This is a genomic window from Mycobacterium sp., assembly GCF_040509115.1.
GTDB lineage: Bacteria > Actinomycetota > Actinomycetes > Mycobacteriales > Mycobacteriaceae > Mycobacterium.
Genome location: NZ_JBEVLO010000022.1, coordinates 21,420 through 42,586, shown reverse-complemented (window position 1 = coordinate 42,586; position 21,167 = coordinate 21,420). Strand labels below are relative to the sequence as shown.

The window sequence follows — 21,167 nt, the reverse complement described above, 5'->3', positions numbered from 1 at the left end:
GAATGCTCCTCGCCGACGTCGCCCTGGCTTCCGCGGAGGTGGGCGCCGTGTCCGCGCGCTCGAAGAAGACCCGGCTGATCTCCGCGCTGCTGGAGCGGGCCGGGGAGCAGGGCGGCGCCCATCTGATCGCCATCGTCGTCTCCTGGTTGTCCGGCGAGTTGCCGCAGCGCCAGATCGGGGTGGGCTGGGCGTCGCTGCGGTCGCTGCCGCCGCCCGCCGCGGAGCCGGTACTGACGGTGCTCGGGGTCGACGCGACGTTCACCGCGATCGGCGCGGTGGCGGGTAAGGGCTCGCAGACTCGCCGGGCCGAACTGCTCGCCGAGACGTTCGGCGCCGCCACCGACGCCGAGCAGACGTTCCTCCGACGATTGCTCGGAGGTGAGCTTCGGCAGGGCGCCCTCATCGGCGTCATGGCCGACGCCGTCGCGGCGGCCGCCGACCTGCCAGCCCCCGAGGTGCGTCGGGCCGCCATGTTGGGCGGTGCGCTGCCTGCGGTTGCCGCCGCGGCGATCACCGAGGGCGCCGACGCACTCGCACGATTTCGGTTGACGGTGGGCACCCCGGTCGGCCCGATGCTTGCCCAGACCGCCACGGGTGTCGAGGTGGCGCTCGAAAAGCTGGGCGGAACAGCGGTTTTCGAGGCCAAACTGGACGGCGCCCGGGTCCAGATTCATCGCGACGGCGATTCGGTGTCGGTCTATACCCGCAGTCTGGACGACGTCACGGACCGGTTGCCGGAGGTGGTCGAGGCCTCGCTCGCACTGCCGGTCGACGCGTTCATCGCCGACGGCGAGGCCATCGCGCTTCGGCCCGATGGCCGGCCGGACCGGTTCCAGGTCACGGCATCGCGTTTCGGCAAACGGGCGGGCCGCAATGCGGTGGAGGCGCCGCTCTCGGTGTTCTTCTTCGATTTGCTGCACGTCGACGGTACCGACGTGTTGGACCTGCCTGCCACCGAGCGGCTGGCCCTGCTCGATGCGCTAGTGCCCGCTCCCCAGCGCGTGGACCGACTGCACACCACCGACCCCGCCGAGGCGCAGGCGTTCCTCGACAGAACGCTCGCCGCGGGGCACGAGGGCGTCATGGCGAAATCGCCGACCGCGGCGTACGAGGCGGGCCGTCGTGGCGCGGGCTGGCTCAAGGTCAAACCCGTGCACACCCTCGACCTGGTGGTGCTGGCCGTCGAGTGGGGCTCGGGCCGGCGCACCGGCAAGCTGTCGAACATCCACCTCGGCGCGCGCGATCCCGCGACCGGCGAGTTCACGATGCTCGGCAAGACCTTCAAGGGAATGACCGACGAGATGCTCGCATGGCAGACCGAACGCTTCCTCGACCTCGCCGACGGTCCCACCGACGGCTCGGGCCGGATTGCCGGCTCCGCGGGCGGTGTCGTGCGGGTACGGCCCGAGCAGGTCGTGGAGATAGCGTTCGACGGCGTTCAGGGCTCCTCTCGGTACCCGGGCGGGATGGCGCTGCGCTTCGCGCGCGTCGTCCGGTACCGGGACGACAAGACGCCGATGGAGGCGGACACGGTCGACACGGTGCGCGCCCTATACGAGCGTTAGTGCTCGTTTCGCCCAATCTCGCCACGCGCGATGACAGGATCAAACCCATGTCTGCACCACCATCGGAGCGCACCGAAGAGACCGACGGCGACATCACCTACATCCGGACGGATGCCGACAAGCCCCCGGTCGCGATCATCGACAGATCCCCGATCACCACGAAGCACAAGATCGTCTTCGCCGTCATCGGCCTCCTGGGGGCCGTTGCCTGGGCGATGATCGCGTTCTTCCGGGGTGAGACGGTCAACGCGGTGTGGTTCGTGATCGCCGCGGTCTGCACCTACGTCATCGGATACCGGTTCTACGCCCGCCTCATCGAGATGAAGATCGTCAAGCCGAGGGACGAGAACGCCACGCCCGCCGAGGTGTTCGAGAACGGCACGGACTACATGCCGACCGACCGCCGCGTGCTGTTCGGGCATCACTTCGCGGCGATTGCGGGTGCGGGACCGCTCGTCGGGCCGGTGTTGGCGATGCAGATGGGTTATCTGCCTGGCACCATCTGGATCATCGTGGGCGCCCTCGTCGCCGGATGCGTACAGGACTACCTCGTGCTGTCGATCTCGGTGCGCCGCCGCGGCCGCTCGCTCGGCCAGATGGCCAAGGACGAACTCGGCACAATCGGCGGCGCCGCGGCGATCGTCGGCGTGCTGATCATCATGGTCATCCTGCTTGCCGTGCTGGCACTCGTCGTCGTCAACGCGCTCGCCGAGAGCCCGTGGGGCGTGTTCTCGATCGCCATGACCATTCCGATCGCGATCTTCATGGGGCTCTATCTCCGGTTCCTGCGCCCCGGCCGGGTGTCGGAGGTCTCGCTGATTGGCGTCGTCCTGCTGTTGCTCGCGGTGGTCAGCGGCGGATGGGTGGCCGAAACCGATTGGGGTACCGACTGGTTCACGCTCTCGAAGACCGCGCTGTCGTGGTGCATCATCATCTACGGCCTGTCCGCATCGGTGCTGCCGGTGTGGCTGCTGCTGGCGCCGCGGGATTACCTGTCGACGTTCATGAAGGTCGGCACCATCGCGCTGCTCGCGATCGGAATCCTGGTCGCACAGCCGATCATGCAGGCACCTGCCGTGTCGTCCTTCGCCTCCAGCGGCACCGGGCCGGTCTTCGCGGGCTCGTTGTTCCCGTTCCTGTTCATCACCATCGCCTGCGGCGCGCTGTCCGGCTTTCACTCGTTGATCTCTTCGGGCACCACCCCGAAGTTGCTCGAGAAGGAGAGCCAGATGCGGCTCATCGGCTACGGGGGCATGCTCACCGAGTCGTTCGTTGCGATCATGGCGCTGATCACCGCCGCGATCCTCAATCAGCACCTCTACTTCGTGATGAACTCGCCTGCCGCGTCCACCGGAACGACACCGCAGTCCGCGGCCGAATTCGTGAACGGTCTCGGCCTGTCGGGGGGCGACATCACCGGCGGGGAGATCGAAGCGGCCGCGCAGAGCGTCGGGGAGAAGTCGATCGTGTCGAAGACCGGCGGTGCGCCGACGTTGGCGTTCGGCATGTCCGAGGTGCTGCACGAGGTGTTCGGCGGGGAAAGCCTCAAGGCATTCTGGTACCACTTCGCGATCATGTTCGAGGCGCTCTTCATCCTCACGACCGTCGACGCGGGCACCCGGGTGGCGCGCTTCATGCTCTCGGACGCCTTGGGCAATCTCGGTGGGCCCTTCAAGAAGCTCCAGAACCCGAGCTGGCGGGTCGGGGCTTGGGCGTGCAGCATCGTCGTGGTCGCTGCGTGGGGGTATTTCCTGCTGATCGGCGTTTCGGCGCCGCAGGGTGGGATCAATACGCTCTTTCCGCTGTTCGGCATCGCGAATCAGCTGCTGGCGGCCATTGCGCTGACTGTGGTGACGGTGGTGGTCATCAAACGCGGACTGCTGAAATGGGCTTGGATTCCCGGTGTTCCACTGGCGTGGGATCTCACCGTGACGATGACGGCATCGTGGCAGAAGATCTTCTCGGCCGATCCCAAGGTCGGCTACTGGGCACAGCATGCCCAGTACGTCGCCGCACGGGATGCCGGTGAGTCGTCGTTCGGTGCGGCGAAGGATCCGGGACAGATCGACAACGTCATCTACAACACCTTCATCCAGGGCACGCTGTCGGTCATCTTCGCGGTGCTCGTCGTGATCGTGTTCGCCGCCGGTGTCATCAAGGCGCTCCAGGCGATCCGAGGCGGCGGCGCCGCGCTGGCCGAGGACGAGCCGGTCCCGACGCGGATCTTTGCTCCGTCGGGCCTCATCCCGACTGCCGCCGAGAAGGAGGTGCAAAAGCAATGGGACGCGTTACCCGCGCCGCACGCCAGATCAGTTGGTACTGGGGCTCATTGATGGGCGACAACCACTACCGCCGCTACGTCGCGCACCGTCAACGCGTTCATCCGGGTGAGGCGGTCTGTTCGGAGCGGGAGTACTGGCGGATGCGGCACGCGGCGACCGAGAACAACCCTCAGTCCCGCTGCTGTTAGTCAGGCGCGGTACGCCGCGACGACCGGCTCCAGTTCGTCGGGTGTGGCGCCGTGCATGATCACCGCGTCGGCGCCGTAGTCGAACTCCTTGCGAATCCGGCGTGCGCACTGCGCAGGGGTTCCGGTCGCCGACGGTTCGAGCCAGGCGTCGGGAATGAGCGCGGCGATGTGTTCGATCTGCGCGGGGGTGGCCTTGCCGTCGATCCCGCCCGGGATCGACTGGACCACTGGGTCGCCCCGAAACCGCTGCAGCACAGCCGGATCCCAGTCGTTGGTGCTTACCATCAGGTCGCCGTAGCCCTGCAGATACGTGGCAAGCCGCGCGACGGTCTTCTTGAGCCGCACGTCGTCGGGCAGGTGATCGCCGACGGTGGCGAAGCACGACCACACCCTGACGGCGGCGGGGTCGCGGCCCGCCATCTCGGCGGCGTCCTTGACCGTCTTCACACTGCGCTGCACCGTCTCCGGGGTGAAGTAGGTGTGCAGGATCACGTCATCGAACTCCCGGCCGCCCAGCGCCAGCGTCCGTGGGCCGAAGGCCACGATGCCCAGCCGGATGTCCTCGTCGAACTCGGGGTCGAGCACCAACACCTGGTACTGGCCCATCGGCCCGTCATGGTTGACGATCACCTCGCCGTGCCACAGTCGCCGCATCACGCGGGCGAAGTCCTCCATCTGCGCGGTGCTGACCGGCGGCACCCCGAACGCGGAGTACACCGCGCCGATCCCGCGGCCGATGCCGAGGGTGAACCGCCCTCCGGAGAGTCGGTGCATCGTGGTGGCCCATGATGCGGTGATCAGTGGATGGCGCGTGTTGTGATTGGTTGCCGCGGTGGCGATCTGCATGTCGCTGGTGACGGCGCAGGCGGCACCCACTAGGGATGAAGCTTCCTTGACGTTCCACCGTTCGGAGATGAACGCGGTGCCGAAGCCGAGTTGCTCACCGCGCCTCGCTTCGTCCATCAGCGTGGCAGGCCCTTCCCCGCCGGCCCCGGCCAACAGGTAGTAGCCAAGTTCGTCGAGCTTGGGATGGGGCGCACTCATGGCGAACTCCTCGTGCGTGACCGCAGTTCGGCGGTCAGGAGCCGGTCCAGTTCGGGGCGCGCTTCTCCGCGAAGGCCGTCGCGCCCTCCATGGCATCGTTCGACGAGAACACCGGCCCGATGAGCTCCTGCTGCCTCAGCCACCTCTCGTCGTCGCTCCAGCCCGCGGACTTGGTGATGACCTCCTTGGTCACGGCCACCGCGAGCGGACCGTTGGCGGTGATGCGTTGCGCCAGCGCCAGCGCACCTGCGAGCGCCTCACCCGGCTCGGTCACGATGTTGACGAAGCCCCACCCCGCGGCCTCCTCCGCCGTGAAGGTGTCGCCGGTGAGGGCCAACTCCATCGCCTTCTGGTACGGGATCCGGTGCGGGAGTCGCAGTAACCCGCCGCCCGCTGCGACGAGTCCCCGCTTGACCTCCGGGATCCCGAACTTCGCCGCCTTGGATGCGACGACCAGATCCGTGGCGAGCACGATCTCGGTGCCGCCGGCGAGTTCATAACCCTCCACGGCCGCAACGACCGGCTTGCGGGGTGGCCGTTGGGTGAATCCGATTCCGCGGCCGGGAAGAGACGGCACCTCTCCTGCCATGAAGGCCTTGAGGTCCATGCCCGCACAGAAGTTTCCTCCCGCGCCGGTGACGATCGCGACGGAGAGGTCTTGGGAGGCATCGAGGTCGTCCATCGCATCGGCCAAACCTTGCGCGACGGCCAGATTGAAGGCGTTGCGCGCCTCCGGTCGGTTGATGGTGATGACGAGTGTGCGCCCGTGGCGCTCGGTCAGGACTTCGTCGGTCACGTTTCCCTCATCGCCCCTTCGTCGGTCGGTACTGCGCTTGAAACTACGCCCGCCGGGGGCCGTGTCAGGCGATGTATCGGACGATCGACTCTACGACGGCGGCGGGCTTGGCCGAGTCATCGATCTCCACGGTGATCGTGTTCGTCGCCTGAACCGCCCCTTCGAGCCGATTCACGCCGGTGATCTCACCGCGCGCCCGAATCTTCGCACCCACCTTGACCGGCGTGATGAACCGAACCTTGTTGTAGCCATAGTTGACCGCCAGCGCGATGTTGTCGACGCGGTACAGCTGCTTGGCCAAGTGAGGAACCAGCGAGAGGGTGAGCAGCCCGTGTGCGATCGTGCCGCCGAACGGCCCGCTGGCCGCCTTCTCGGGGTCGACGTGGATCCACTGGCGGTCGTCGGTGGCATTGGCGAAGAGGTCGACCCGATCCTGGTCGATCTCCATCCAGTCAGTCGGGCCGAGTTGGCTGCCACGCGCCGCCGCAAACTCGTTCAGATCCCGGAAGACTTTCACGCGCTCTCCTCTCTTGGCCCCCTGGGGGCCGAACATCAGGGGTATTACCTCAAAATTCTCGATCCTTCGGATCACAATGGCGGAAACCCGCATTTCTTTGCCGAAAAATCGATAGCTATTCGCCGGCCAACCTCCCGATAGTCCACAAGCTGCAGCGACGTCAATTGATTCGATTGCCGTAATCAAACCCTGGTTAGCCAACCATCTTTCGAGGTGGGCGGCCCATCGACGGACTTCAGAAAACGTACGAAGCCTAGCTGGGATCGGGGCCATCGTGGGACTGATACTTATTTCCAGATTCACATAACCACCCCCCCGGATTGACCGCCGCAGCGTGACGCGACCCGTCAGCAGCTGCCAAAGGAATGAGGAAAGAATGCACCCCCAACCGCTCGAAAACGAATTCTCAGCTGACTGCGGACTCTCCGGTGACATCAGTTGGTGGGATTCGGATGCCGACTGCACGATGGTGTTATCCCGGCCCGACGTCGACCGCGAGTTGTGGGAGGAATACCTACGGGGTGCCGAGCGGAGTTACCGCCGCCACGGGGTGGAGAAGGCCATCGACGTGGATGCCATCAAGGATGGCTCGGACACCGCCATGTTCTGGGCAACGCTGGACAGCACGGGCCGGGTCATCGGCGGCCTTCGCGCCAAGGGACCGCTGTCCTCGGCCGAGGATTCGCACGCCACGGTCGAGTGGGCCGGGCAGCCTGGTCTCTCCACCGTCCGCAAGATGATCACCGACCGCGTCCCCTTCGGCGTTCTCGAGATGAAGTCGGCGTGGACAACCGACGACCGCGACAGCGCGCGACGACTGTCAACGGCCTTGGCGCGCACACCGTTCCACGCGATGGCATTGTTGGACATCCAGTTCTGCCTGGCGACCTCGGCCCCGCACGTACTGGAGCGGTGGCGCACCTCGGGAGCAGTGGTGGCCTCGTCCATCCCCGCGACACCGTATCCCGATGAGAGATACCGCACGAAGATGATGTGGTATGACCGCCGTACGTTCGCCAATCATGCTGCCCCGGACCAGATCCCGAAGATCCTGCGGGAGGTGAACATCGTGATGACCCAAGCCGAGTCTCAGGCAGCAAGCCACGCGGCCGCTCTGTGAGGGAAATCGACGCCGTCTCAGAGCGCTTCGACCAGACGCTGGACGCCCACGGCCGTCGAGGCCGCGTGAGTCCGTTCCGACGGCACCTGGTCAGGCAGTTGCACTGAGGCGGCTCGGTCCCTCGTCGTGGCCGACGTCGCCCACGACGAGGTTTCCCCTACGCGCTCCGGCTAAGCTGGCTGGCGGCGTGACGCGTGGTGTCGGCGACGGCCGTGGTCCGCGCGGACGGGCCACGTACTGGCCGGCCAGGCCCGCAGGCAGGGCAGCGTCGTGGCGACGTGAATCGCCTCGAAGGAGTTGGCGGAGCTGATGGCGCAGTTCCTTGCGTTGCCGACGTCGCCGATGCCGGACACGAATCGCTGATCTTGGTCCTGCTGCGGCCGACGGCGTCCCTTGCCACGGTTCGCGTGCCTGCGCGCCGTCAAGTTGGGCGCTGCCCCGCTACGCTAACTCGGTGTCCGCGGAAAAGTCGCCTCTGAGCCTGGATCGGCTGGTGACGAACGTCGCCGTCCGATTGATGGCAGCGAATGCGGCGACCTCAGCCGCGGTGTCCCAGGAGGTCCTGGGGGTACTCGTCGAGTACTTCGACGTCGACGTGAGCTTCCTGCGCTACAACGATCACACCATCCGTGCGTCGATCCTGGTCGCCGAGTGGCCGCCTCGCCCCGACATCCCCGATCCCGATCCGCTGAAGGTCGTCTACTTCGAGGGCGCGGACCCGGTGTTCGCGGCGGCAGAGCACGTCAAGGTGCCCATGGTCTTTCGCCCCGAGAACGAGGACTATCAGAAGCGCATCGAGACGGGGCGCAACATCCCACAAACGTCTATGGCGGCCGCCCCCTTGGTGTCCGGTGAGGTCACGACCGGCGTCCTCGGCTTCGTCAAGGTCGGTGACCGTGAGTGGCAGGCCGCCGAAATCAACGCGCTGGAGGCCATCGCGTCGTTGTTCGCCCAGGTGCAGGCGAGGGTGCAGGCAGAAGAGCGCCTGCGCTACTTGGCCCACCACGACGACCTCACGGGCCTTCGAAATCGGCGTGCACTGATCGACCATCTGGACGCGAGACTCGCCGCAGGCGGTAAGGGCCCCGTGGCCGCGCTCTACCTCGACCTAGACCGGCTGAAGACCATCAACGACTACCTAGGTCACAACGTCGGCGATTGGTTCATCCGCGTGGTGGCCGAACGGCTGCGGCAGGGCGCCGGGCAGGGCAGCGTGATCGCGCGGCTAGGCGGCGACGAGTTCGTGGTCGTTGCGGCGCCGCCGACGTCGTCGGCGGATGCCGAGCAGCTCGCGGGCCAGCTACTGAGCTCGCTTCGAGAGCGCGTGCCGGTGGATGGTGAGATATTGACCAGGACGGTGAGCATCGGTGTCGCGCTGGGATATCCCGGCCGGGACACCACGTCGGACCTCCTTCGTCGTGCGGATCAGGCGGTGCTGTCCGCGAAGGCGGCGGGCGGCAACCAGGTCGCGGTGTTCTCCGACGAGATGTCCCTGCGGACCGACTATCGCAATGACATCGAAATGCACCTGCAGGACGTCATCGAGAGCGGAGCGCTATTCCTGCAGTACCTCCCCGAAATCGACATGCGCACCGGCGAAGTGCTGGCGGCCGAGGCGCTGGTGCGCTGGAATCATCCGACCCGCGGGCCATTGGCGCCCGAGGTGTTCATGGCCGTGGCCGAGTCCATCAACCTTGCCGGGGAGCTGGGGCGGTGGGTATTGCGTACGGCGTGTGAAGAATTCGCCAGGTGGCGTGCGCTCGGCGTCGCCGACGGAATCGTCTTGCGGGTGAACGTGTCTCCCGTCCAGTTGGTGACGGCAGGTTTCGTGGAGTCCGTCGCCGCCGTGATGAAGGAGTTCGGCCTCGACCGAGGTTCGGTCTGCCTGGAGATCACCGAGAGCGTCGTCGTACAAGACTTGGAGACGACGAGCGTCACCTTGAGGGCTCTGCGGAAGGCCGGAGTTCAGGTTGCGATCGACGATTTCGGGACCGGTTTCAGCGTTCTGTCGCATCTGAAGTCGCTGCCGGTGGACGCACTCAAGATCGATCGGAGCTTCGTGACGGACCTGGGCACGAATCCCGACGACCTGGCGATCGTGCGCGCGGTCATCGCACTGGCCGCCGCATTCGAGTTGGAGCTAGTCGCCGAGGGCGTCGAAACACAGCTTGCCGCAACGACGTTGCTACACCACGGATGCCACCGCGCTCAGGGTTTCTTGTTGTCGCGCCCGCTTACCGGCGATGCGATGGCCTCGCTACTGGCCGAAGGCCGGGTGTCCGTGGACATTCCCACATCGCCATCCCTCTAACGAAGGCTGCCGCGTGTCGTGCATTCCAGCGCGAAACTGACGACGCGAGCCGGTGCAGATCGGCCGCGTCGCCGCTGCGGGCACCGTGTCCAGCAGTTCCACCCGGCCGAACCGGCTCGCGGTCCGGCCGACCAGGCAGACCTGCTTCGGGCGATCGGCGCCGGAGTTCGCGTGGACGTCGAGCATCGGGTCCTGGACCCGCGGTGCGAGCGTAAGGCCCGCGCGAGTCCTGACGGCACACGGGCCATCCGGCGTTGACAGCACGACGCCGACGATGACGCCGTCCTCGAACACGATGCGGTCCAGCGCGCAGGAGGTGCGCACTTCGATCTCGCGCTCTTGCGCCTGATTGGTGACCCAGTGGCGCAGATCGGCTTGGCCGAACCCATCACCCCACGGCGCTTCACCTATCGACGTGACCTCGATGGACTCGCCGCTGGACGACCGCATGGACGTGGTCCTCCAGTCACGCATGCTGGAGTAGAGCAGCCCGTAGGGCGACGTGAGACATTGAGCGGCCCAGGCGTTGAGACGGGCACCGTAGAAGGTCTCGGCGGTCGGCCCGTGCGCCTCCTCCGTCGACAGGTTGCGAGCGTCTCGCAGCGGCACTGCGCCATCGATGTCGTACGTCGAGAGCGACGCACGCGCATCCAGCACGCCCTCGACGACGGCGGCCAGATACTCGTTGGTTTCGATGTCGCGCGTGTCGTCGACCAACCAGCCGCGGCCCGCGTGGACGCGCTCGCGCAGCGCAGTGGCACTCTTGTCGCCGCGGGATGGCGCAGCCGAGTCAACGACCAGCACCTCACCCCCCGCGTCGACAGTGGCGATCGCGTTGGCCAGCGCACCAACACCCGAACCGATGCATGCAATGTCGACTTCGATGTCCCACATGAGCGTCAATTACTCCGAGATTGCTTATTAGAGGCTGATGAGTTGCTACCGGCTACCGCACCGCGCAGGTGAACTGCCGCCGCGCGACCGGATGTCTGTCCTATTGTTGCACTTGGGACCAGTCTTCTGCCCGCAACTTGCCGGTGCACGAGTGTCGTCGATCGCAGAATCTGGGGCGTTGCTGACATTCGATGAATACTGACGCGCACGTGGCCGTCCGCCGGTGCCGCGATGGCATGGCGGACACGCCCGCCACGATGAGCAAGGGTGTGCCCAACGCCCATCACAGACCGGTCCAAACCGCCGCCTGCGCATGAAGCGACGGGCGCCAGGGTTGGACCGGAAGTCGACACGACGGTTACTTTACATACTTTTAGAATGAATAGCAGCACTAGATTTGACGAAAAGTCTGGAGCAAAATTGGTCACGGGCGCGCCCAAAATGCCAGGCAACGGTGTTCTCAGACCAGAGAACCGGAGTGACCGAGCACCCATTTAGGTGTGAACTCGCTCACCCACGGGGTACTTCCCCAAGACGACGAAGGGGGGATTCCATTCCGCCCCGGCAGTAGCCCGTCGAGACAAGAGGCGTTGCAGTGATAGAACCGATCAACGGCAAGGCCGACAGAACGCGGCAACACATCCTGCGAGCGGCATCCCGCCCGTTCGCAGTGATGCCCTATACCCAGGTCAATCTCTTCGACATCCTCACCAGCGCCAATGTCACCAAGGGCGTGCTTTACACCCACTTCGGATCGAAGCTCCAGTTGGCGACGGCACTGGTCGAGCGGCACCTGGACGTCTCGCGGAAGGTTGGCGGCAGAGGGGTCGGCTTGGGACTGAGCGGTCTGGAGGCGCTGATCGACTACTGCTACGTCATCGCGGCAGCCGACATCAGCCACTACCTCACCCGTGCCTCCTTGAATCTGTTCGAGTCGGTCGGGCGGTTCGACGGTCTGCAAGACAGGGTTTCGAAGAATTGGATCCACACGTTCGCCGACATCGCGACACGCGGGATCAACGAGGGGGACATCCGGCCGGAGTGTAATCCCGAACACGTCGCCCATGCCGTGGCAGCCATCTATCTCGGCACCCGCCAAACGAGCGATTTGGATGACCCGCAGCAGTTCATCGGGGACTTCGAGGCAATGCTGCTGCTCGCGTTGCCAGGCTTCACGAACCCGAATCGCATCCCCTACTTCACCGGGTTCATCAAGAGGCGGTCGGCGTTCGCGATCGACAATGCGGCACCCTTGGGGGCCGACAAACTATGATGCCGTCGGAGGATCGCCACTCGACTGGATCGACGGAGGTGCTGGAACATGGTGCGCCAAGCTCGATCCGAGGCGACACGACGAAAGATCATCGACTCGGCCGTTGACCTGATCAACGAGATCGGCTATCCCGCCAGCGGGCTGGGCGACATCATCGAACGTGCCGAGTTGACCAAGGGCGCACTGTATTACCACTTCGATTCCAAGGAAGCCCTCGCGACGACCATCATCGAAGAAGGCGCCGAGACCGTGATCGGTGGGTTCCGCGCGGCGGGCCGGTCGGGGTCGCCCGCGATGGAGAACGTAATCCATGGCTCGTTCGTGATCACCGACATACTGGGCTCCGACAAGGTGGCGCGGGCGGGTGCCCGGCTACTTCGAACTTTCGGCGAGTTCAATGCGGCAGCAAAAAGTACCTACGAGATCCTGGTCGAGGAACTCACGGTCCGCGTGCAGGCCGCGATCGGTGAAGGTGACCTGCGCGCCAACCTCGATGCCGCGACGACCAGCGGCACCATCGTCGCCTCCATGGTCGGGGCTGAAGTCCTCTCCAGCGCCCTCACCGGCGGGGTCGATCTGCGTCAGCGTTTCGCCCTCATGTGGGAGTTGCTGCTGCCCGCGATCGTCGCCGAGAAATCGCTGAACTACTACCAGGAGTTCCTCTCCAGGCAGTCCGCCCGCTGATCCTCCCCCGGTCCTCGGCAAGCGACCGCTCGCGACGCCAGTTGGGTAACTAGGTTTACTCTCTGACGGACGACTCGAACGATGGGGGACGCCGATGGATCTCACTTGGTCACCTACTGACCTCGCCTTCCGTGACGAGGTCCGGGCGTTCCTGCATGAAACGCTGACACCCGAGCTCCAACGGGCGGGCCGCCTGATGACCAGTGTGTACAGCGATCACGAGGCCAGCCTGGAGTGGCAACGCATCCTTCACGCGCGCGGATGGGCAGCACCGTCGTGGCCGGTCGAATACGGCGGTTGCGACTGGAGCCTGACCCAGCACTACGTGTTTAGTCGCGAATCCATCCTCGCTGGTGCACCGTCGCTGTCGCCCATGGGAATTCGCATGGTGGCCCACGCCATCGTGGCCTATGGAACATCGGCTCAGAAGGACTACTTCCTGCCGCGGATCCTGACAGGCGAGGTGTTCTTCTGCCAGGGTTATTCCGAACCCGAGGCGGGCTCGGATCTAGCCGCGCTGTCGATGGCCGCCAGGGAGGATCCCGCCGACGGTGACCATCTCATCTGCACGGGTAGCAAGATCTGGACGACGCACGCCAGGGAGGCGAACTGGATGTTCGGCCTGGTCCGCACGTCACGGATGTCAAAGAAACAGCAGGGCATCACCTTCGTGTTGATCGACATGACATCGCCGGGCATTGAGATCCGCCCGCTCGTCATGACATCCGGTGAAGAGATTCAGAATCAAGTGTTCTTCGACGACGTCCGCGTTCCCAAGTCCAACGTGATTGGCCGTATCGACGACGGTTGGACGGTGGCCAAGTACCTGCTGGAGTTCGAGCGGGGCGGCGGCGCAGCGGCGCCCGCCCTACAGGTGATGGCCGAGCAGGTCGCCTCGGCGGCGGCCCAGTCGCCCAGCACCGACGGTGGCCGGTTGATCGACGATCCGGGTTTCGCGCGGAAACTGGCCGATGCGCGCATCCGCACCGATGTCCTGGAGATCCTCGAGTACCGCGTGCTGGCGGCGCTCGCCGGCGGGGGCCAACCGGGGTCGGCGTCGTCGATGCTGAAGGTGCTCACCACCGAACTCAGCCAGGCCTTGACGGAATTGGCCCTCGAAGCGGCCGGCCCGCGGGGCCGCGCGTACCAGCCTCATGCCACCTGTCCCGGCGGTCCGATTGCCGAGTACGAGCCGCCCGCGGGCGGTTACGTCAGCGGTGAGCCGTGGCAGGCGGTCGCTCCCCTGCGCTACTTCAACGATCGGGCAGGCTCGATCTACGCGGGCAGCAACGAGATTCAGCGCAACATCCTCGCCAAGGCAGCTCTGGGACTCTAGATGAACTTCACTCTCTCCGACGAACAGGAAATGCTGCGCAAGGGCCTCGACAGGTTTCTTGCCGATCGGTACGGGCTCGAACGCAGCAGGGCGGCCGCGAAGACCGGTCCCGGCTGGCAGTCCGAGGTGTGGCGCGCCTTCGCCGACGAATTGGGCATCCTCGGGGCGGCCCTGCCAGAGGACGCCGGAGGCATCGGCGGTGGACCCGTCGAGGTGATGGTGATCGCCGAGGCACTGGGCCATGCGCTGGTGATCGAGCCCTACGTGAACACCGCCGTCGTCGCGGCGGGGCTCCTCGTCCGGGCAGGTGGCGACAACGCCGCCGCGGTCCTCCGGGACATCGTCACCGGCGACGCGATTGTGAGTCTGGGTGCTGGAGAGGCACATTCGGGTGACCGCTGGCAGGATGTCACGACCACGGCCCATCGGGATGGCGACGACTGGGTGATCGCGGGGTCGAAGGTGTTGGCCGTGGACGCACCACTGGCCACCCACCTGCTGATCACCGCGGTGACAGACGGGGACCCATCCGGGTTGTCGCTCTTCCTCGTGGACGTCGGCGCTGCGGGAGTCGGCCTGACGATGCATGCCTACCGGACGATCGACGACCGTCGCGCCGCCGATCTGGAGCTGAGAGATCTGCGTCTGCCCAACGACGCCCTGCTCGGCGCGCGTGGACAGGCCTGGCCGTCGCTGTCCATGGCGCGCGACGAGGGCGCGACCGCGGTGTGTGCGGAGGCGGTCGGCGCCATGCGACGCGTGCTTGCCGACACCGTCGAGTACTGCAAGCAGCGCCGGCAGTTCGGCCAGCCGATCGGCGCCTTCCAGGCCCTGCAGCACCGGATGGTCGACATGCACATGGAGTTGGAGCAGGCGGTGGCTGCGGCCTATCTTGCGGTACTTAGACTCCACGAGGACGACGTCACCCGCCAGCGCGCCGTTTCGGCGGCCAAGGCCACCATCGGCCGGGCGGCCCGGTTCGTCGGCCAGAACGCCGTGCAACTGCACGGCGGCATGGGCATGACCGAGGAGCTTGCCATCGGGCACTACTTCAAGCGGCTGACCGCCGTTCAGTACGAGTTCGGTTCAACGGATCACCACGTGGCGCGGTACGCGGCGCTGACCAGCACGTGAGCGCGAAGGGCTGGCTGCTCTTTGCGGCAATGAGCGTCGTCTGGGGTATCCCGTACCTGCTGATCAAGATTGCGGTGGAAGGGGTTTCGGCCCCCGTGCTGGTCTTCGCGCGCACGGCCATCGGTGCAGCGGTGCTGCTGCCCCTCGCGCTGTCCCGTGCCGCGTGGATCCCGGTGCTCAAGTGCTGGAAGCCAGTGCTGGTATTCGCGTTCTTCGAGATCATCGCCGCCTGGCTGCTGCTATCGGACGCCGAGAGGCACATCTCCAGCTCGCTGACGGGGCTCCTGATCGCCGCCGCGCCGATCATCGCCGCCGTTCTGGACAGGTTCACCGGTGGGGAACGACGGTTGGGTACCAAGCGGATCGCCGGGCTGGCGGTCGGCTTCGCAGGTGTCGCCGCGTTGGCGGGGCCGGAGATGACGGGCGGAAGCGCGTGGCCCGTGACCGAAGTGCTCCTGGTGGCAATGTGTTACGCCATCGCGCCCCTCGTTGCGGCCCGGTACCTGTCGGACGTGCCCACGCTTCCCATGACCGCAGCGTGCCTTGGCGTCGCCGCAGTCGTGTACGTGGGTCCGGCTGCGGCGACCTGGCCCGCCGAAGTTCCCTCGACACGCGTACTGGTGGCGTTGGCCGGCTTGGCCGTGATCTGCACGGCGGTCGCCTTCTTGGTGTTCTTCGCCTTGATCCGCGAGGTCGGAGCGGCGCGCGCCCTGATGTTCACCTACGTCAATCCCGTGGTGGCACTCGCGGCAGGCGTCATCGTCCTGAGCGAGCCTCTCACCGTGTGGAATCTGGTGGGACTGGCGCTGATTCTGGTGGGCCTACTGCTGGCTACCCGACGTCCCAGCCCGGCTGCGGCCTGACGGATTCACTTCGGCGCCTCGGAACAGGCGGTGATGAACTCCTTGCCGTCGCCCGCGGCGACCTGTGCGGGACTGAGCCACCCGAACCCCTCGAAGTAATAGGTGTCCGCGGGATGTGTTGCCGACTCCGCGATCGGTGCGGCCAGATCCGTGGTCTTCGTCCACCAGACCCCGTCGAAGCGCACCCGGAGCAGCACGGATTTCTCCGTGCGCCAATCGAAGTCGCGAGGTAGTGCGTTGGCCACCGCGAATCCCGGATAAGGTCCCCCAACGGTGAGGAACTCGACTGTCTGGCCGATCTCTCGCTCGGAATTCAGCACCAGGTCGGCCTGTCCGGGCTGGAACGTGAGCATCACACCGGTCACCAGTGAGCAGGGCGACCCAGTCCAGATGCGCAACGTGCCGTCGGTGACGCGGACTCCCGATACCCGGGGCAGGCTCTCTCTTGCCGGGTCAGGGGTGCAGTACGCCAGCAGCGTCTTGCCGTCCTGCGCGGCGAGCTGTTCGGGATCGAGCCAGCCGATGCCAGAGAACCAGTAGGTGTCGGCGGGGTGCTGCGCGGATCCGCTCTTCACCTCGGCGAGGTCGATCTGCGTCACGCGTCCGGGTGAGAGATCCGGACCTCCGAGATCGAACGTGAGTGTCTGAGCGCCGAGCCAGTCGAATCCTTGCGGCAGCGCCTCGAGCACGTCGAAACCTGGGTTAGGGTCGCCGATCACGAGGTGGTCGACCTGGACCCCCGGGGTGAGCTTGCCTTCGTAGGTCGGCGTACCCAACTGCATCTCTGCCCGCTTGCCGTCGGAGGATTCGAAGGCGATCCGGACGCTCGTCGTGCCCGCGCACGGCGAGCCGGTCCAGATGTTCAGCTTGCCGTCGGTGATCCGCGCGCCGTAGACGATCGGCAGTGAGGATTCCATTGGGTTCTCGGGCTTCAGGGGGCCACAGCCGACGATTGTCAGGGCCGCTGTCAGGACCGCGATGAGCACCGCCAGGAATGCCGCTGGTCTGCGCATCAGTGGTACCCACCGTCGTTGTGGCCGGCATTGACCTCGAACGGGTTGTCCGCGCCGGGCAGCTGGTCATAGCCCGCTCCGGTGTAGTACTCCCGCAGAAAACCGTCGAACCCCAAGTCGGCCCATTGCTGGGAGTGGCGTTCCTCGTGGTGCAGTACGCGGTCGAGATCGAGGCCCCGCACGGGCCGGCCTGCGTCGTCCTGCCACGTCATGTCGCCTGATCGGATGATGTCGCGGAGTTGTTGTGCGGCACCGTTCGGCGGGGTGTCGTAGTTGACGGCGAACACGTCGCCCACGCACGTCCCGGCCTGCGCGCTGACCGTCTGTTGAATTGCGCCCCCACCAACGCCCATCAGCATTCCGTTGGGCGTGGCAGCGAAGCGCCCCCCTTGACTGGTGGCCTCGGGCACCAGGTCGTAGCTCCAGGCATTGGCCGCCTGCCGTTCCCGTATGCGTTGAATCTCATTGGCACTGTAGGGCGTCTCGGCGAAGTCGTTGTTTCCGCTGCCTCGCGCGGTGCCGTAACCCGTACCGGCGTTGTAGACGTAGGCCATCAGTGCAGCCTGTCGGGCCTGTTCCGGAGTCGCGTTCTCAGGCAGCAAGAAGTAGTCCTTGTCGTCGGTCGGGTCGTTGGGTGTCAGGTTGTCGTCCGTGATGCGTTCCGTGCCGTCGAGCACGTCGAAACTGTCCGGGGTGATGTCCTGCTGCCGCGCGACGTCGACGATGACCTCCGGCGGCACGCCGTTGTCGACGGCGTTCTGCAGCCATTCCCGGTACAGCCCTTCGCTCTTGCCCTGGAGCAACCCCGCCTGATGCAGTGCTTCCTCGTACTCGTTGACGGGGTCGTAGCCGGGTTCACCGGGGTCGTCGCCAGCCTCCAGTTCGGCGGCTTCCGGCGGGTCGAAGTCGATGGCCTCGGCGGCGGCGGTATCCCCCCGTTGGTAAAGCGTTGCGGCAGAGTCGAACTTGCCAGCCAGCGCGTCGACGCCCTCCCCGAGCGTCTGTGCGCGCGCCAGCAGGGCGTCGCCGACCTCCGCACACGCCGAGCCGACGTCCAGTCCGGACACCGGCCTGGTGACACTCTTGAGAATCGGTCCGCTGCCATCGTTGAAGTAGCCGCTCGCGATGTTCTCGAGTTCCCGCGAACTGTCCCTCAGGCGGTCGACGGTGACCTTCAGGTCGGGGTCGGTCACGTTAGCGCCCAGCCGATCTTGCGAATCGCACGGCCTGCGGCGACGTCGTCGGCCTCGAACTGCGCCAAGACCAATTTGATGTTGTTCTCGACCTCGAGGCGGTTGCCCTCGACGATCAGGGCGTTGACGGTGCTCAACTCGGCCCACCAGCTCAACCAGACCCCCGGCGTCACCGATCCGTCGTCAGCCACGTTCCACCAGACCTCGGCGTCATTGACGGCCGCGTCGAGCTCGGATCGCTTGTCGACCAGCTTCGAGCCCCACGTCGACAACGTGTCCTTCACTTCGCGGAGCTTGGCGCTGAAGTCGGTTTGATCGGCGAGGCGTTCGCCGTATTCCTTCTGCGCGGCGTCCGCTGCCGTGCCGGTCCAGCTCTCGGCCAGCTTGCCGAGCTGGGCACGCCCCTGATCGATCTGCGCGTCCACTCGCCGTGCTGAGTTCTCCGCGTCGGCGGAGGCGGTCTTCAACACGTCCGGATTCGATCCTCGGACCTGCGACACCGTGTACGGCACCCGCTCCCCCTCCTGTTTGCGCCTTCAGCCATTGTCGCGCGGGAAGGCGCGCCGCCGGAGCACCAATTCTCGGGTCGCCGGTGACGTACCCGATGACATAGCCGATGACATTGCCGGTGACATAGCCGATGACATTGCCGGTGGACGCCGCAGCTAGCAGTCGATTCGGTGTCGTCACAGCGGATCAGTCTGGCGGAGTGACCGTTTCAGGGTGAGCCGGATCCCGGTGCAGGTCGGTGGCGGCCGCGCGGCTGGAACAGCCCCTCGCGCAGCAGCGTGTCCGTCGCGGCCTGCCAGCGCTGCAGTTGGGCGGGTGTCGTGAACGGTTCGGCCAGATGACGATCGATGTGCGTGCGCAGGCTGACCGCGCCGAGCGCGAGCACCAAGGCGTTGATGACCGCCCATGTCACGTCGAGGTCGGGACGGGTTTCACCGCGTTCCACGCGGTGGTTCCAGCGTGCCATGCCCGCCTTCATCAGGGCGTCGAAGAGCGTCGTCCCGAGCGGGCTGCCGTCGACGAGGGCACGCCCGACATAGCCCGCCACGTCGGGGTGTTCGGAGATGATGCGGGTGACCCTGTTGCCGATCTCGGCGACCGAGTCGTCGGTCTGCTCGGGAACCGGTTGGGACATCTCGGCGACCACCAGTGCCAGCACGTAGTCGTCGACGGCCTTGACCAGTCCGGCCTTGGTGGCGAAGTGGTGTTGCACCAACCCGAGGGAGACCCCGGCCGCCGCCGCGACTGCGCGCAGTGAGGTGGCTCCGATGCCGTACGCCGCGAAGCTCTTCAGCGCGGCGTAACGGATCCGCTCGACGTTCGTGCGTTCGGCGACCGCGAGTCCCTCACCAGCAGACAGCGAGGTCATCGTCGACTCGTTCGGGTGCGCACGCCCAAGGGTAGCAATACAGTTGTATTGTCGATGACAATACGGACGTATTGTCGGCAGTGAGCTAGGACGGAGGACATCGCGATGCACGACCGCACACCAGCCCGCTCCGAGGCTGAGCTGAACGGATACGGCGGGGCGACGAGTTCGATGGTGCTCGACGAGGTCTCGAGCTTCGCCTGCATGCGCAACCCCGACCGGTGGACGATGGCCAACGACGACGGCGCCAAGGCGCTGTGCCGCAGCTGCCCACGCCGCTGGCTGTGCGCTCAAGAGGCCTGCAAGACCCCCGGCGCCGAAGGCGTGTGGGCGGGCATTCTGATCCCCGCCGCCGGGCGGGGCCGCAAGTTCGCGCTGGCGCAATTGCGCTCCCTGGCCGAGCGCAACGGCTTTCCCGTCAGAATGAGTCCGCAGTAGCCGACGGGCCGCGACGAACTCGTCCACGACGGGAACATCGGGGGCGATGCGGGAAGTTACTCCCCCAGTGAAGGCGATTACGTACTCCCGGACGGGCGACAGCTCGGTACTCGAACTCAACGAACGCGATGTCCCCGAGCCGGGCCAGGACGAGGTACGCATCCGGTTGGTCCTCTCCGGAGTCAACCCGACTGACTGGAAGCGCAGGGCGGGCTCGACCGTGCAAGGACTCGATTTCCCCGAGATCGTCCCGAACCAGGACGGCGCGGGCGTGGTCGACGCGGTGGGCCCTGGGGTGGCGGGCCTCTCCGTCGATGATCGCGTCTGGGTGTTCCTGGCTCAGCACGGCCGCCCCACCGGCACGGCACAGGAATACGCCGTTCTTCCCGCGTCACGCGTCGTACCGCTCCCAGACGGCGTCAGCTTCGAAGTCGGCGCGAGCCTGGGGGTTCCGGCGATCACCGCCCATCGAGCTCTGACCGTGTCGGAGGAATTCCCCTCCCGATTGCATCCCGGCGCACTTGACGGAGCCACCGTCCTGGTCGCAGGCGGCGCCGGCGCCGTTGGCCATGCCGCCATTCAACTAGCGCGCTGGGCAGGCGCCACCGTGGTGACCACGGTGAGCGGACCGGAGAAGGCCGCGCTGGCAACGGCGGCGGGCGCGCATCACGTCGTCAACTACAAGACCGAGGACGCCGCGTCGGCCATCAGGGCGATCGCTCCGCACGGCGTGGACATCGTCGTGGAGGTGGCACCGGCACAGAACGCCGAACTCGACGCGGCCGTCCTGTCCACCCGCGGCACCATCGCGATCTACGCCAACAACGGCGGCGACAGCGTGACCTTGCCCATCCGGGACAACATGGCGGCCAACGCCCGTTATCAGTTCCTCGTCCTGTACACCCTCGGGGACGCTGCGCTCGGGCGTGCCCGCGACGACGTCACGGAAGCGGCTCGCGCGGGTGTGCTGGAGGTAGGCGAGGCCGCCGGCCTTCCGCTGCACCGCTTTTCGTTGGCCGAAACCGCGGCCGCGCACGACGCGGTCGAAGGCGGTGTGACGGGCAAGGTTCTGATTGAGGTCGGCGAAGGGGTCGAGGCCGTCGGAGTCGCGACGCGCTGAACGCCGAGATTCGGTCCG

At 66.2% G+C, this 21,167-nt stretch carries 20 protein-coding genes; 12 read left to right on the top strand and 8 right to left on the bottom strand.

Annotated elements, in window-relative coordinates:
* Positions 1-2: 2 nt before the first annotated feature.
* From ABW137_RS02100 to ABW137_RS02090, 3 genes are read left to right on the top strand one after another with little or no spacing between them, the layout of a single operon-like run.
* Positions 3-1,565, top strand: coding sequence for an ATP-dependent DNA ligase (locus ABW137_RS02100; RefSeq protein WP_526396390.1), 1,563 nt, complete (start codon positions 3-5; stop codon positions 1,563-1,565).
* Between the two features lie 47 nt (positions 1,566-1,612).
* Positions 1,613-3,898: a carbon starvation CstA family protein gene (locus ABW137_RS02095; RefSeq protein ID WP_526396388.1), complete on the top strand. Its 2,286-nt coding sequence runs from the start codon at positions 1,613-1,615 to the stop codon at positions 3,896-3,898.
* Positions 3,844-4,035: a YbdD/YjiX family protein gene (locus ABW137_RS02090; RefSeq protein WP_526396386.1), complete on the top strand. Its 192-nt coding sequence runs from the start codon at positions 3,844-3,846 to the stop codon at positions 4,033-4,035. The genes ABW137_RS02095 and ABW137_RS02090 overlap by 55 nt, the downstream gene beginning before the upstream one ends.
* Here ABW137_RS02090 and ABW137_RS02085 read toward each other — a convergent pair whose 3' ends face one another.
* The 3 genes from ABW137_RS02085 to ABW137_RS02075 all read right to left on the bottom strand — a co-directional run bounded on the left by ABW137_RS02085 (position 4,036) and on the right by ABW137_RS02075 (position 6,392).
* The gene (locus ABW137_RS02085) at positions 4,036-5,079 is read right to left on the bottom strand and encodes a TIGR03857 family LLM class F420-dependent oxidoreductase (RefSeq protein WP_526396384.1); all 1,044 of its coding nucleotides are present in this window, start codon (positions 5,077-5,079) and stop codon (positions 4,036-4,038) included. It abuts the gene before it with no gap.
* Between the two features lie 34 nt (positions 5,080-5,113).
* Entirely contained in the window at positions 5,114-5,875 is a 762-nt protein-coding gene (locus ABW137_RS02080; protein WP_526396382.1) for an enoyl-CoA hydratase/isomerase family protein, read from the bottom strand.
* Positions 5,876-5,939: 64 nt separating this feature from the next.
* Entirely contained in the window at positions 5,940-6,392 is a 453-nt protein-coding gene (locus ABW137_RS02075; RefSeq protein ID WP_526396380.1) for a MaoC family dehydratase, read from the bottom strand.
* 376 nt (positions 6,393-6,768) lie between these two features.
* Between ABW137_RS02075 and ABW137_RS02070 the strand changes: the two genes are divergently transcribed.
* On the top strand, positions 6,769-7,512 hold the full coding sequence (locus tag ABW137_RS02070) for a hypothetical protein (protein ID WP_526396378.1): 744 nt from the start codon (positions 6,769-6,771) through the stop codon (positions 7,510-7,512).
* 517 nt (positions 7,513-8,029) lie between these two features.
* A complete protein-coding gene (locus tag ABW137_RS02065) occupies positions 8,030-9,823 on the top strand; it encodes a bifunctional diguanylate cyclase/phosphodiesterase (protein WP_526396432.1) in 1,794 nt (597 codons plus the stop codon).
* On the opposite strand, the gene ABW137_RS02060 is transcribed toward ABW137_RS02065, so the two are convergent.
* A complete protein-coding gene (locus ABW137_RS02060) occupies positions 9,770-10,717 on the bottom strand; it encodes an FAD-binding protein (protein WP_526396430.1) in 948 nt (315 codons plus the stop codon). The genes ABW137_RS02065 and ABW137_RS02060 overlap by 54 nt on opposite strands.
* A 595-nt stretch (positions 10,718-11,312) precedes the next feature.
* Here ABW137_RS02060 and ABW137_RS02055 point away from each other — a divergent pair.
* The 5 genes from ABW137_RS02055 to ABW137_RS02035 all read left to right on the top strand — a co-directional run bounded on the left by ABW137_RS02055 (position 11,313) and on the right by ABW137_RS02035 (position 16,007).
* Positions 11,313-11,990, top strand: a complete 678-nt coding sequence (locus ABW137_RS02055) for a TetR family transcriptional regulator (protein WP_526396376.1) — start codon at positions 11,313-11,315, stop codon at positions 11,988-11,990.
* Positions 11,991-12,038: 48 nt separating this feature from the next.
* The gene (locus ABW137_RS02050) at positions 12,039-12,674 is read left to right on the top strand and encodes a ScbR family autoregulator-binding transcription factor (protein ID WP_526396374.1); all 636 of its coding nucleotides are present in this window, start codon (positions 12,039-12,041) and stop codon (positions 12,672-12,674) included.
* Positions 12,675-12,768: 94 nt separating this feature from the next.
* Positions 12,769-14,010, top strand: coding sequence for an acyl-CoA dehydrogenase family protein (locus ABW137_RS02045; RefSeq protein WP_526396372.1), 1,242 nt, complete (start codon positions 12,769-12,771; stop codon positions 14,008-14,010).
* On the top strand, positions 14,011-15,144 hold the full coding sequence (locus ABW137_RS02040; RefSeq protein ID WP_526396370.1) for an acyl-CoA dehydrogenase family protein: 1,134 nt from the start codon (positions 14,011-14,013) through the stop codon (positions 15,142-15,144).
* Positions 15,141-16,007, top strand: a complete 867-nt coding sequence (locus ABW137_RS02035) for an EamA family transporter (protein ID WP_526396368.1) — start codon at positions 15,141-15,143, stop codon at positions 16,005-16,007. Before ABW137_RS02040 ends, ABW137_RS02035 begins: the two co-directional genes overlap by 4 nt.
* 5 nt (positions 16,008-16,012) lie before the next feature.
* Here the strand turns inward: ABW137_RS02035 and ABW137_RS02030 are convergent, their stop codons facing one another.
* The 4 genes from ABW137_RS02030 to ABW137_RS02015 all read right to left on the bottom strand — a co-directional run bounded on the left by ABW137_RS02030 (position 16,013) and on the right by ABW137_RS02015 (position 19,591).
* Entirely contained in the window at positions 16,013-17,020 is a 1,008-nt protein-coding gene (locus tag ABW137_RS02030) for a hypothetical protein (RefSeq protein ID WP_526396366.1), read from the bottom strand.
* On the bottom strand, positions 17,020-18,213 hold the full coding sequence (locus ABW137_RS02025; RefSeq protein ID WP_526396364.1) for an ESX-1 secretion-associated protein: 1,194 nt from the start codon (positions 18,211-18,213) through the stop codon (positions 17,020-17,022). The genes ABW137_RS02030 and ABW137_RS02025 overlap by 1 nt, the downstream gene beginning before the upstream one ends.
* Complete coding sequence (locus ABW137_RS02020; protein WP_526396362.1) at positions 18,210-18,683, bottom strand: WXG100 family type VII secretion target; 474 nt, start codon at positions 18,681-18,683, stop codon at positions 18,210-18,212. The genes ABW137_RS02025 and ABW137_RS02020 overlap by 4 nt, the downstream gene beginning before the upstream one ends.
* A 248-nt stretch (positions 18,684-18,931) precedes the next feature.
* Positions 18,932-19,591: a TetR/AcrR family transcriptional regulator gene (locus ABW137_RS02015; protein WP_526396360.1), complete on the bottom strand. Its 660-nt coding sequence runs from the start codon at positions 19,589-19,591 to the stop codon at positions 18,932-18,934.
* Positions 19,592-19,762: 171 nt separating this feature from the next.
* On the opposite strand from ABW137_RS02015, the gene ABW137_RS02010 reads away from it, so the two are divergent.
* The gene (locus ABW137_RS02010; protein WP_526396428.1) at positions 19,763-20,029 is read left to right on the top strand and encodes a WhiB family transcriptional regulator; all 267 of its coding nucleotides are present in this window, start codon (positions 19,763-19,765) and stop codon (positions 20,027-20,029) included.
* 67 nt (positions 20,030-20,096) lie between these two features.
* Positions 20,097-21,149, top strand: coding sequence for an NADPH:quinone reductase (locus tag ABW137_RS02005; protein ID WP_526396358.1), 1,053 nt, complete (start codon positions 20,097-20,099; stop codon positions 21,147-21,149).
* Positions 21,150-21,167 lie beyond the last annotated feature (18 nt).